Origin of the sequence: Mycobacterium sp. 012931, from assembly GCF_000419295.1 — a bacterium.
GTDB lineage: Bacteria > Actinomycetota > Actinomycetes > Mycobacteriales > Mycobacteriaceae > Mycobacterium > Mycobacterium marinum.
On the sequence record NZ_AOPX01000001.1, the window covers coordinates 5,313,659 to 5,327,055 of the forward strand.

The following is a 13,397-nucleotide window of genomic DNA, read 5'->3' on the forward strand; positions in this document are numbered from 1 at the left end:
CGCCATTGTCCGCGGCCCCGAAAACGATCGCCGCCAGGCTGCGAGCAGGGGCGCGACGGGTGGCCGGACCTGCACACCCGGCAGTGCCACCTTGGCCCCCAGGTCGTTCCGGGGCCCGAATCCATCGAAATATGTTGTGGTGGAATTCTTTTCGAGCAATGCATGAGGAACTGCAGGGCCGCGTACCTGGATAGGGCGCGCCCCGAGGCGGATGAGACGGCTCTGCCCATCTCACATCGCTGCAGGTCTCGTACGGGCACGGCCGCAACGTCCACAGCGGTGCGCCGTCGGCTCTGGGCCGAGCGCGGCAAAGGGTGCCACTGCGACGGTGGTGCTACCGAGGCGAGTACTCATCCGCCCTCGGCAACCGACATAAGCAAGGCGACCCGAGGCCTAGGGCCTCGGGTCGCCTTCCCTGACGTCTAGCTACCGGTAGTCGCTGTAGCCGTAGTCGTCCAACGGAACCGCAGCACCGGTGGCCTGGCCGAAGTCCGGGCTGTAGTACTGGTCCTCGTAGGACGGGATCGTGTACGCCGCGGCACGGGCCTCTTCGGTCGGCTGCACCGCGATGTTGCGGTAGCGGTTGATACCGGTACCAGCCGGGATCAGCTTTCCGATGATCACGTTCTCCTTCAGACCGTTGAGCTTGTCGCTGCGGCAGTTGATCGCCGCATCGGTCAGCACTCGCGTGGTCTCCTGGAACGACGCCGCCGACAGCCACGAGTCGGTGGCCAGCGATGCCTTGGTGATACCCATCAGCACCGGACGACCGGCCGCGGGCTCGCCGCTTTCGGCCACCACCCGGCGGTTCTCCGCCTCGAACTCCGCACGGTCGATCAGCGAGCCGGGCAGGAACTCCGTCGCGCCCGAGTCGATGATGGTGACCCGGCGCAGCATCTGGCGCACGATCACCTCGATGTGCTTGTCGTGGATCGACACACCCTGCGCCCGGTAGACCTCCTGGACCTCGCGGACCAAGTGGATCTGCACCTCACGCGGGCCCTGCACACGCAGCACCTCGTGCGGGTCGGCAGAGCCTTCCATCAGCTGCTGGCCCACCTCGACGTGGTCGCCGTCGGAAAGCACCCGCTCCGAGCCGTCCTCGTGCTTGAACACCCGCAGCCGCTGCCGCTTGGACAGCTTGTCGTAGACGACTTCCTCGCCGCCATCGTCGGGGACGATGGTGATCTTGTAGAAGCGCTCACCGTCCTCGAGCCGGACCCGACCGGTGACATCGGCGATAGGCGCCTTACCACGCGGCACCCGAGCCTCGAAGAGCTCCTGGACACGCGGCAGACCGCCGGTGATGTCCTCACCCACACCACCCTGGTGGAAGGTACGCATCGTCAGCTGCGTGCCGGGTTCACCGATGGATTGGGCGGCGACGATGCCGACTGCCTCACCGATGTCGACCAGCTTGCCGGTCGCCATCGAACGTCCGTAGCAGGTCGCGCACACACCGGTGCCCGTGGTGCAGGTCAACACCGAGCGAACCTTGACCTGGGTGATACCCGCCGCCAGGCAGGCCTCGATCTCCGGGTCGCCCAAGTCCTCACCACGCGCCACAACGACATTGCCGGCCTCATCGACCGCGTCGGCGCCCAGGGTCCGCGCGTACGCCGAGGTCTCGATGTACGGGTCGCGGATCAGCGTGCCGTCGCCCTGACGCTCGGCCAGCTCGACCATGATGCCGCGCTCGGTCTGGCAGTCGTGCTCGCGCACGATCACGTCCTGGCTGACGTCCACCAGACGACGGGTCAGGTAGCCGGAGTCGGCGGTACGCAGTGCGGTGTCCGCCAAGCCCTTTCGGGCACCGTGGGTGTTGATGAAGTACTCCAACACGGTCAGGCCCTCACGGAACGAGGACTTGATCGGGCGTGGGATGAACTCACCCTTGGGGTTGGTCACCAGACCCTTCATGCCGGCCAGCGTTCGAGTCTGGGTGAAGTTACCCGTGGCGCCCGAGTCGACGATCGTGATGATCGGGTTGTCGGCCGGGTAGTGCTCGCGCAGCGCCTGGCCGACCTCGTCGGTGGCTTCCTTCCAGATCTCCACCAGTGCCTCGTTGCGCTCGTCATAGTTCAGAGCACCACGCTGGAACTGCTTCTCGACCTTCTCCGCCCGCTCCTCGTAGGAGTCGAGGATCTCCTTCTTGCGCGGCGGCACCAGCACGTCGGCCATCGAGACCGTGACACCACTGCGGGTCGCCCAGTAGAAACCGGAGTCCTTGAGCTTGTCGACGGTCTGCGCGACCACGATCATCGGGTAGCGCTCGGCCAGGTCGTTGATGATCGCGGCCTGCACCTTCTTGTGCATCTGCTTGTTCACGAAGGCGTAGCCCAGCGGCAGCAGCTCGTTGAACAACACACGACCCAAGGTGGTCTCGGCCGTCCACGCATCGCCCGGCTGCCAGCCGTTGTGGCCGAACAGCGCGTCCTCGATCTCGGCCGGGGGACGCAGTTGCGTCAGCCGCACCTTGATCTTGGCGCGGACCGAGAGCACGCCCCGGTCGGCCGCCATGATGGCTTCCGCCGGTGACGAGTACACACCCGTCTCCGGGCTGTCCTGCCCAGCGGGCTGGTAGGCACCCTTGTCACCCTCGACCTCGGTGGTCAGGTAGTACAACCCGGTCACCATGTCCAGTCGCGGCATGGCCAGCGGGCGACCCGAGGCCGGCGACAGGATGTTGTTACTCGACAGCATCAGAATGCGGGCCTCGGCCTGAGCCTCGGCGCTCAGCGGCAGGTGCACGGCCATCTGGTCACCGTCGAAGTCGGCGTTGAACGCCTCACACACCAACGGGTGCAGCTGAATGGCCTTGCCTTCCACCAGCATCGGTTCGAAGGCCTGGATGCCGAGGCGGTGCAGGGTGGGCGCGCGGTTGAGCAGCACCGGGTGCTCTGCAATGACTTCCTCGAGCACGTCCCACACCTGCGGACGCTGGCGCTCCACCATCCGCTTGGCGCTCTTGATGTTCTGCGCGTGGTTGAGGTCGACCAGTCGCTTCATCACGAACGGCTTGAACAGTTCCAGCGCCATCAGCTTGGGCAGACCACACTGGTGCAGCTTGAGCTGCGGACCGACCACGATCACCGAACGGCCCGAGTAGTCAACACGCTTACCGAGCAGGTTCTGGCGGAACCGGCCCTGCTTGCCCTTGAGCAGATCGGACAGCGACTTGAGCGGGCGGTTACCCGGACCGGTAACCGGCCGGCCGCGACGGCCGTTGTCGAACAGCGCGTCCACCGACTCCTGCAGCATCCGCTTCTCGTTGTTGACGATGATCTCGGGTGCGCCGAGGTCGATCAGCCTCTTGAGACGGTTGTTGCGGTTGATCACGCGGCGGTACAGGTCGTTGAGGTCGCTGGTGGCGAAGCGGCCACCGTCGAGCTGCACCATCGGGCGCAGCTCCGGCGGAATCACCGGCACCGCATCGAGCACCATGCCCATCGGGGAGTTGCCCGACTGCTGGAAGGCGGCGACCACCTTCAGGCGCTTGAGGGCACGAAGCTTCTTCTGCCCCTTGCCATTGCGAATGACGTCCCGCAGGATCTCGGCTTCGGCGTCGATGTCGAAGGTCTCGATCAGCTTCTGGATCGACTCCGCGCCCATGGCACCGGTGAAGTACTCGCCGTAGCGGTCCTGCAGTTCCCGGTAGAGGTTCTCGTCGACGATCAGCTGCTTGGGGGCCAGCTTGGTGAAGGTGCTCCAGATGTCCTCGAGCCGGTCCAGCTCACGCTGGGCCCGGTCGCGCAGCTGACGCATCTCGCGCTCACCGCTGTCACGAACCTTGCGCCGTGCGTCGGCTTTCGCGCCCTCGGCCTCCAGCTCGGCCAGGTCGGCCTCCAGCTTCTGGGCACGGGCTTCCAGATCGGCATCGCGCTGGTCCTCGACGGCCTTGCGCTCCACCATCATTTCGGCCTCGAACGTGGACAGCTCGTTGTGGCGCATTTCGTTGTCGACCGAGGTGATCACGTATGCGGCGAAGTAAATGATCTTCTCGAGATCCTTCGGCGCCAGGTCCAACAGGTACCCCAACCGCGACGGGACGCCCTTGAAGTACCAGATGTGGGTGACGGGCGCGGCCAACTCGATGTGGCCCATCCGCTCACGACGCACCTTGGCCCGAGTCACCTCGACGCCACAGCGCTCACAGATGATGCCCTTGAAGCGAACGCGCTTGTACTTGCCGCAGTAGCACTCCCAGTCGCGAGTCGGTCCGAAGATCTTCTCGCAGAACAGGCCGTCCTTCTCGGGCTTCAAGGTCCGGTAGTTGATGGTCTCCGGCTTCTTGACCTCGCCGTAGGACCACTGACGGATGTCCTCCGCGGTAGCCAGGCCGATCCGGAGCTCATCGAAGAAGTTGACGTCTAGCACGTAACTCCCTTTCCCCTTGCGGGTTTAGTAACTACTAGCTGGTTCCAAAAGATCAAGCGAGATCTTCGACAGACGCAGATTCGTTGCGAGACAGGTTAATTCCGAGGTTGGCCGCGGCCCGTTCGAGGTCTTCGTCCTCACCTTCGCGCAGCTCGATCGCTGCACCATCGGACGAGAGCACCTCGACGTTGAGGCACAGCGATTGCAGCTCCTTGAGCAGCACCTTGAACGACTCGGGAATACCCGGCTCGGGGATGTTCTCGCCCTTGACGATCGCCTCGTAGACCTTGACGCGTCCGACGGTGTCGTCGGATTTGATGGTCAACAGCTCCTGCAGCGTGTACGCCGCGCCGTAGGCCTGCATGGCCCAACACTCCATCTCACCGAACCGCTGGCCACCGAACTGCGCCTTACCACCCAACGGCTGCTGGGTGATCATCGAGTACGGGCCGGTGGAACGGGCGTGGATCTTGTCGTCCACCAGGTGGTGCAGCTTCATGATGTACATGTAGCCAACCGTCACCGGGTACGGGAACGGCTCGCCGCTGCGGCCATCGAACAGCTTGGCCTTGCCGTCACCGTCGACGAGCACCTCGCCGTCACGGTTGGGCAGCGTGGCCGACAGCAGGCCTTGGAGCTCGGCCTCCTGCGCGCCGTCGAACACCGGGGTGGACACGATGCTGTCCGGTTGAGCCGAGAGCAGGTTTTCGGGCAGCTTGCCCGCCCACTCCGGCACTCCGTTGGCGACGTCGATGTTCCAGCCGGACTTGGCGACCCAACCAAGGTGGGTTTCCAGAATCTGACCGATGTTCATCCGTCGCGGCACACCGTGGGTGTTCAGGATGATGTCGACCGGCGTGCCATCCGGCAGGAACGGCATGTCCTCGGCGGGCAGGATCTTGCCGATGACGCCCTTGTTGCCGTGACGACCGGCCAGCTTGTCACCGTCGGAGATCTTGCGCTTCTGGGCCACGTAGACGCGGACCAGTTCGTTGACACCGGCCGGCAGCTCGTCGTCGTCCTCGCGGGAGAACACCCGAATGCCGATCACCTTGCCGGACTCACCGTGCGGCACCTTCAGCGAGGTGTCGCGGACCTCGCGGGCCTTCTCACCGAAGATCGCCCGCAGCAGCCGCTCCTCCGGGGTCAGCTCGGTCTCACCCTTGGGGGTGACCTTGCCGACCAGGATGTCGCCGTCGCGGACCTCGGCACCGATGCGCACGATGCCGCGCTCGTCCAGGTCGGCGAGCACCTCATCGGAGACGTTCGGGATGTCCCGGGTGATCTCCTCGGCGCCCAGCTTCGTGTCGCGCGCGTCGATCTCGTGTTCCTCGATGTGGATCGAGGTCAGCACGTCCTCTTCGACCAGGCGGTTGGACAGGATGATGGCGTCCTCGTAGTTGTGTCCCTCCCACGGCATGATCGCCACCAGCAGGTTCTTACCCAGCGCCATCTCACCGTTTTGAGTACACGGACCGTCCGCGATCACCTGGCCGGCCTCGACGCGCTCACCAGCGTCCACGATGGGGCTCTGGTTGGCGCAGGTGCCGTGGTTGGAGCGGGCGAACTTGCGCATCCGGTAGGTGTGCCGGGTGCCGTCGTCGGCCATCACGGTGATGTAGTCGGCGGACACCTCCTCGATCACCCCGGCCTTGTCGGCAACGACGACGTCGCCGGCGTCGATCGCCGCGCGCAACTCCATACCGGTACCGACCAGCGGTGCCTCGCTGCGCACCAGCGGGACCGCCTGGCGCTGCATGTTGGCACCCATCAGGGCGCGGTTGGCGTCATCGTGCTCGAGGAACGGAATCATCGCGGTGGCCACCGACACCATCTGGCGCGGCGACACGTCCATGTAGTCCACCTCTGACGAGGGCACGTACTCGACCTCGCCCGCCTTCCGGCGGACCAGCACGCGCGGCTCGACGAAGCGGCCCTGCGCGTCGATCGACGAGTTGGCCTGCGCCACGACGTGGCGGTCCTCCTCGTCGGCGGTCAGGTAGTGGATCTCGTCGGAAACGACCCCGTCGACCACCTTGCGGTAGGGCGTCTCGATGAACCCGAACGGGTTGACCCGGGCGTACACCGACAGTGAACCGATCAGACCGATGTTCGGCCCTTCCGGCGTCTCGATCGGGCACATCCGGCCGTAGTGCGACGGGTGCACGTCACGAACTTCCAGACCGGCGCGCTCACGGGACAGACCGCCCGGCCCCAGCGCCGAGAGGCGGCGCTTGTGGGTGAGACCGGAGAGCGGGTTGTTCTGGTCCATGAACTGCGACAGCTGGCTGGTTCCGAAGAACTCCTTGATCGCGGCAACGACCGGACGGATGTTGATCAGCGTCTGCGGCGTGATCGCCTCGACGTCCTGGGTGGTCATCCGCTCCCGGACCACCCGCTCCATCCGCGACATGCCGACCCGGATCTGGTTCTGGATCAGCTCACCCACCGTGCGCAGCCGGCGGTTGCCGAAGTGGTCGATGTCGTCGGTCTCGACCGGCACCTCGACACCGCCCGGAGCGGTCATCGCGGTCTGGCCCTCGTGCAAGCGGACCAGGTATTCGATGGTGGCGACGACGTCTTCCACGGTCAGCGTCGAGCTGGTGATGGGCTGGCCGGCGTTCAGGCCGAGCTTCTTGTTGACCTTGTACCGACCCACGCGAGCCAGGTCGTAGCGCTTCTCCTTGAAGAACAGGTTCTCCAGCAGGGTCTGCGCGGACTCCTTGGTCGGCGGCTCGCCCGGACGCAGCTTGCGGTAGATGTCCAGCAGCGCCTCATCGGTGCCGGCGGTGTTGTCCTTCTCCAGCGTCCCCATCATGATCTCGGAGAAACCGAACCGCTCGTGGATCTGCTCGTTGAACCAACCCAGGGCCTTGAGCAGCACGGTAACCGGCTGGCGACGCTTGCGGTCGATACGCACGCCCACGGTGTCGCGCTTGTCGACGTCGAATTCCAGCCAAGCACCACGGCTGGGAATCACCTTGACGCTGTGCAGCAGCTTGTCGGTGGACTTGTCGATGGTCTCGTCGAAGTAGACACCCGGCGACCGGACGAGCTGGCTGACCACCACACGCTCGGTCCCGTTGATGATGAAGGTGCCCTTCTCGGTCATCATCGGGAAGTCACCCATGAACACCGTCTGGCTCTTGATCTCACCGGTGTTGTTGTTGATGAACTCGGCCGTGACGAACAGCGGGGCCGCGTACGTCATGTCCTTGTCTTTGCACTCATCGACCGGTGCCTTGACTTCGTCGAAGCGGGGGTCGGAGAACGACAGCGACATCGATCCGGAGAAGTCCTCGATCGGCGAGAGCTCGTAGAGCACCTCTTCAAGCCCACCTACCGGGGTGGCGTCACCGCGCTGGGCAGCCGATTCGCGCCAGCGCTGCGAGCCGATCAGCCACTCGAACGAATCGGTCTGAACGTCCAGCAACCCGGGCACTTCAAGCGGTTCGCGAAGCTTGGCAAACGAAACCCGGTTGGGCGCCCCCGGTACGGAGCTGTTTGAAGAACTTTGCGGGCGACCCTGATGGAGACTAGCGTCTGTCTGGCGGAAATCAGCCAAGATGCGTCCTTCCAGCACCTCGTGCGACTAACGAGGACCAAGAAGAGTCCGGTGCGAGCCGGTGCCCACCAAAGCCTGTTCGCCGCAGATAATTGTGTCGGTTTTGGCCGGCGAACGAACTACCCGGATCTCACGCACGCAACCGAACGGCTGAGCCGCAAGCGGCTCAGGCTAGGACCACAGCGTCAAGTGGCGGGTGAGGTGGGCAGGAAGTAGCCAGCGCAACGTCCAACAATAGCGCAGGACGGCGCATTCCTCAAATGCCCATGACAATTATCTATCCGCGGGCATCGGCGCTGGCTGGCGATCTCGACTTCCCTCGGACACATAGGACACATAGGACACATGCTGACCAACAGATTGACCCGTTTGCGCCCCGCCGTCAAGGGGGACGGGCCGCAAGTTACGCCGAGTTATCCGGAATTTCGGCAACCTCGACTCGCTGAACCGGTTCAGCCCACATGCGCCGGACGACACGCCGGGCAGCGTCTGCCAACACGGGCTTGCGCCGCCCCGGATACCGACGATTTGGCCCACCCAAACCCCGACGTAGGTTCCCCGGAAACGCAATTCGGATTTGCCGCCCGCGGCCGCGCGACGCGCTAGACCCTGGACGGCGGTCAGCGGTGGGTGCCCTCGAGGTCCTCGAGGATTGCCGCCTGGGCGTCCTTGGGCAGCGTGTGCAGCATCTCGCGAACCCGTGCCTGGCGGCGGGCGACGGCCTTACGTTCCGGCATGCCCGGAGTCGCTTGGATCTGCGGTGGCACACCCTCGATGTCCTCGGTGCCGCCGGCGTGCTGTCCGGCGTCGATCATGGCCTGCTCTTCGGCCATGGTGGCCTCGTCCTTTTCCTCGGACATGCCGATCGGGCCGATGCGGCGGCCGTTGAGGAACTGCCGAACCACGGGCTCATCGCTGGTGAGCAGCACCTCGCGGGGGCCGAACATGACCAGGTGCTTACGGAACAACATGCCCATGTTGTCCGGCACGGTGCGCGCGATGTTGATGTTGTGCGTCACGATCAGGATGGTGGCATCGATCTGGGCGTTGATGTCCATGATCAACTGGCTCAGATAGGCGGTACGGACGGGGTCCAGACCCGAGTCGGGCTCGTCGCAGAGAATGATCTGCGGGTCGAGAACCAGCGCCCTGGCCAGGCCGGCGCGCTTGCGCATACCACCGGAGATCTCACCGGGGAACTTCTTCTCATCACCGGCGAGACCGACCATGGCCAGCTTCTCCATGACGATGTCACGGATTTCGCTTTCCTTCTTCTTGGTGTGCTCACGCAGCGGGAAGGCGGTGTTGTCATAGAGGTTCATCGACCCGAACAGCGCACCGTCCTGGAACAACACACCGAACAACGTCCGGATCTCGTAGAGCTCCTTGGCCGAACATTCGATGATGTCGGTGCCATCGATGAGGATCGAGCCGCGCTCTGGGCGCAGCAGACCGATGAGGGACTTCAGGAACACCGACTTGCCAGTACCGGAGGGACCAAGCAACACGCTGACCTCCCCGGCCGGGATCGTCAGCGTGACGTCTTCCCAAATCCTCGAGGATCCGAAGGACTTTGTCAGTCCGTTGACCTCGATAGCGACGCCCATGGGAAATCCTTCCAATGCCGATGCCCGTGACCTGCACCGTTGATGTGGCTTGAGTCACTGTAGCGCACGTCATGGGCGGGATATCAGGGTTGGATAGATAACAAATCTCCCGCAGGCCACGCCAGCCACCCGCAGGCACCGGTCACACGCCCGTTACGCGCCCGTCATTGGGCGCCGGTCATGTCGAGGCCGACCAATTGCCATGGAAGCCTAGCGGCACCCGCTGCGGAAGATGCACGCACGCCGCCAGCTCCAGCGTCTGGGCGTCCAGCAACACCAGCTGCCCCTCGTCGGAGCCACGGTGATAGCCGTATCCCATCAGGACCCCGTGATCCTCGGCGGCGGCCGTCGGGCTCGGCACGAAGGCCATCTCACCAAGCAGCAGGTCCGGATCGAGCGGGGCGACTTGGCTGGACCCGGTCGCATAGTCCTGCTTGTACAGCGAGGTCGACATGTCCGACGTGCCACCCGTGAGGTAACCGCCGTCCACGCCCAGGGTGTAGCCAAACCGGTGCCGCTTGCCCAACAACGTCTCGTTGATCCGGGGAAACTCCTGGGACCGGTCGTCACGGCACTCGGTGCTGACCGCGCCGGTGGTCAAGTTGATCACCCAGCGATCCAGCGAGGGACTGGTATCTCCGGGGCCACGACGGTCACGGTCGAACATCCGCCGGTAGCGGACCACGTCGAGTATCAACACCTCGGCCCCATCGCGGTGCTCCGAATACGCGTTGAGCGGGTGGTAGACGTAGCAGGGCTCGATATCAAACCATCTGACATCCCGGTTACCACCCTCCCGGGGCATGACCCCGATCCGGGCCGGGTAGGCGGGGTTCCATGCGTAGGGCAGCTGGTTGGACGGCTTGGGATTGCGGTTCAGCATTGCCGCGATCGGGCTGGGCACCCGGACATTTCCGATCAACGAGGCCATCACCAGCCGGGCCGGCACCCCGAGCCAGCTGGGCATTTTCACCTGCATCACCTGTGCCGAGTCGAAGGTGACCGGCAGGTCGTAGATCACGACGTACTTATCGGTCAGCGAGAAGTCGTGCATCATCGGCGACCCGGTGACCTCGATGTCAACGGTGCGACGCGCCCGCCCCTGGGTGTCGATCACCGAGTACTGCACCGTGTGCCCGCGGGTAAACGAGTAGGACACCGCGTGCAGCTCGCCGGTCTGGGGGTCGCGGTGCGGATGGGCGGTGTAACCGCCGGGCAGGGTGCCGTCGAAGTCGCAGGTGCCCACGGTGTCGAGGTCGTCGGTGAGCTCATAGTTTGCGACGCCCCCCTCCACCAGGGCGAGGGTGCGCCCAGCGTGGCTGAGCACGTTGGTGTTGGCCCCCAGCCCCAGCATGCCCGCCCGGGGGTCAAGCCTGGCGGGCGGCGACTCCCCCAGCGCAGCACATACCGGCATGCTGCGCACCCAACGGTTGCGGTACCAACTGGCCCGCCCGTCGCGCAGCGCGACCCCGTGCACCATCCCGTCGCCGGTGAACCAGTGGTAGGTGGCGGGGTTGACCTCCGCCACCGGGTTGGGCCCATTGCGCAGATAGCGCCCGTCGAGGTAGTCGGGGATGCGCCCGGTGACCTCCAGGTCGGTTGCGGTCACTTCGGCGCGCACGGGGGCCAGAAAGCCCTCGAGATAGGGATTCCGGGGTTGGGCGCTGCGCATGGTCGTCACGTCTGAGCTACTATAATATTGTTATTTCTCTGTTATTGAGACCGTACGCTCCCAATGAGAAGATGGCAATGATGATTGGAGAAACAACGTCACCGACCCAACGTAGCGGCGTTCGCGACGAGATGCTGCATGCCGCCGTCGCGCTGCTCGACGCGCACGGACCCGATGCGCTGCAAACCCGCAAGGTGGCGGGGGCCGCCGGCACCTCCACGATGGCGGTCTACACCCATTTCGGCGGAATGCCCGAACTGATCGCCGAAGTCGCCGATGAGGGCTTGCGACAGTTCGACACCGCGCTCGCGGTGCCACCATCCGATGACCCAGTGGCCGATCTGGTGGCCACCGGCGCCGCCTATCGCCGGTACGCCATCGAGCGCCCGCACATGTATCGGCTGATGTTCGGCAGCACCAGCGCGCACGGCATCAACGCGCCCGCACAAAACGTCCTGCCCCTGACGATCTCGCAGATCGAGCAGCGCCATCCCAGCTTTGCGCACGTGGTGCGGGGTGTCCGGCGGTCGATGCTGGCCGGGCGAATCACCGTGAACGGCGGGGACGACCGCAATCGGGCGGCGGCACCCGATGGTCTGGCCACGGACGTTCCCGACGCGGAGATCGTCGCGACCGCTGCCCAGTTCTGGGCACTGATCCATGGGTTCGTGATGCTCGAACTAGCCGGCTTCTTCGGCGATGAGGGAGCGGCCATCGAGCCGGTACTCGCGTCGATGACAACGAACTTGCTTGTCGCGTTGGGAGATTCGCCCGAGCTGGCAAAGCGGTCGCAGCGCCTGGCGACCGGCGCGGGCTGAATACAGCAAACCCCCGGAAACCAGGAACGGCTCCGGGGGTTTGCGTGGGTTCTGCGTGCAGACCTACTTGACGCTGACGCTGGCGCCAGCGGCCTCGAGCTTGGCCTTGGCCTCCTCGGCGGCCTCCTTGGCGACCTTCTCCAGCAACGGCTTGGGTGCGCCGTCGACCAGGTCCTTGGCTTCCTTGAGGCCCAGGCCGGAGACGATCTCACGGACCACCTTGATGACGCCGATCTTCTTGTCACCGGCGGCCTCGAGGATGACGTCGAATTCGGACTGCTCCTCGGCGGCCTCAGCGGCACCGCCGGCCGGGGCGGCACCAGCGGCCGCGACGGCGACCGGGGCGGCCGCGGTGACCTCGAAGGTGTCCTCGAACTTCTTCACGAAGTCGGAGAGCTCCAGCAGGGTCATTTCCTTGAACGCGTCGAGCAGCTCGTCGGTCGAGAGCTTTGACATGGTTTGGGTCCCTTCCTAGTTTCTTGGGGGTTTCTTGGGTTATTTGGTGGTTTCTCGATACAGGTGGCTATTCGGCGTCGGTCGCCGTGTCAGTCGCCTCGGGGGCTTCGGAGGCTTCAGCGGCCCCCGCGGCTTCAGGAGTCTCGGTAGCTGCGGCCGGCGCCGAGCCGGGCTCCGCTGCCTTCTTCTCCTGCAGCGCCGCCGCCAACCGGGCGAACTGCGAGGCCGGCGCATTGAACAGCCCGGCAGCCTTGGCGAGGTTGCCCTTCATCGCGCCGGCCAGCTTGGCCAACAACACCTCGCGGGTCTCCAGGTCGGCGATCCGCTCAACTTCGGCGACGGTCAACGCGTGACCGTCCATGTAGCCGCCCTTGATGACCAGCGCCTTGTGTTCCTTGGCGAAGGTCTTGAGGGCCTTGGCCGCGTCGACCGGCTCGCCCTTGACGAACGCGATCGCGGTGGGGCCCGCGAACAGCTCGTCGAGGCCTTCGACACCGGCCTCCGAAGCTGCGCGCTTGATAAGGGTGTTCTTGGCTACGGCGTAGGTGGCCGACTCGCCCAACGACCGGCGCAATTCGGCCAGGTTGGAGACCGTCAAACCACGGTATTCGGTAATGACAGTTGCGGTCGACGCCTTGAAGTGCTCTGCGATGTCCGCAACGGCAGTGGCCTTGTCAGCCCTGGCCATGCATGCCTCCTGAAGTCGAAGTCCGGTGGAAGTTTCCGGTATTAGCTGGTGCGACGTGTCGTCTGTGATCGCCGCAAAACGTCGAACGCCCCGGCGCAGGATGCGGCCGGGGCGTGAATGCGCGCCAGCACACGGGCCGGCGATACTTGCCTCGTCCTCCTGCGTGGGCCGCCGGGATTACTCCCGGACCTTCAACCGATTTCTCGGTGACCGA

At 64.9% G+C, this 13,397-nt stretch carries 7 protein-coding genes; 1 reads left to right on the plus strand and 6 read right to left on the minus strand.

Going from position 1 to position 13,397, the window contains the following annotated elements; genetic code table 11:
- Positions 1 to 426: 426 nt before the first annotated feature.
- From MMSP_RS23320 to MMSP_RS23335, 4 genes are all read right to left on the minus strand, one after another.
- A complete protein-coding gene (locus MMSP_RS23320) occupies positions 427 to 4,377 on the minus strand; it encodes a DNA-directed RNA polymerase subunit beta' (RefSeq protein ID WP_020788589.1) in 3,951 nt (1,316 codons plus the stop codon).
- Positions 4,378 to 4,429: 52 nt separating this feature from the next.
- Positions 4,430 to 7,942 carry a DNA-directed RNA polymerase subunit beta gene (locus tag MMSP_RS23325; protein ID WP_223161171.1) on the minus strand — a complete coding sequence of 1,171 codons (3,513 nt, stop codon included), beginning with the start codon at positions 7,940 to 7,942 and terminating at the stop codon, positions 4,430 to 4,432.
- Between the two features lie 620 nt (positions 7,943 to 8,562).
- Positions 8,563 to 9,549 (minus strand): ABC transporter ATP-binding protein, encoded by a 987-nt coding sequence (locus MMSP_RS23330; protein ID WP_020788591.1) that lies wholly within the window; start codon positions 9,547 to 9,549, stop codon positions 8,563 to 8,565.
- Positions 9,550 to 9,727: 178 nt separating this feature from the next.
- Complete coding sequence (locus MMSP_RS23335; RefSeq protein ID WP_369797365.1) at positions 9,728 to 11,221, minus strand: carotenoid oxygenase family protein; 1,494 nt, start codon at positions 11,219 to 11,221, stop codon at positions 9,728 to 9,730.
- A 77-nt stretch (positions 11,222 to 11,298) separates the two neighbouring features.
- Between MMSP_RS23335 and MMSP_RS23340 the strand changes: the two genes are divergently transcribed.
- Entirely contained in the window at positions 11,299 to 12,039 is a 741-nt protein-coding gene (locus MMSP_RS23340) for a TetR/AcrR family transcriptional regulator (RefSeq protein WP_020788593.1), read from the plus strand.
- 63 nt (positions 12,040 to 12,102) lie between these two features.
- Here the strand turns inward: MMSP_RS23340 and rplL are convergent, their stop codons facing one another.
- Positions 12,103 to 12,495, minus strand: coding sequence for a 50S ribosomal protein L7/L12 (gene rplL / locus MMSP_RS23345; protein ID WP_012392902.1), 393 nt, complete (start codon positions 12,493 to 12,495; stop codon positions 12,103 to 12,105).
- 67 nt (positions 12,496 to 12,562) lie between these two features.
- Positions 12,563 to 13,183, minus strand: coding sequence for a 50S ribosomal protein L10 (rplJ, locus tag MMSP_RS23350; protein WP_011739013.1), 621 nt, complete (start codon positions 13,181 to 13,183; stop codon positions 12,563 to 12,565).
- Positions 13,184 to 13,397: the final 214 nt, after the last annotated feature.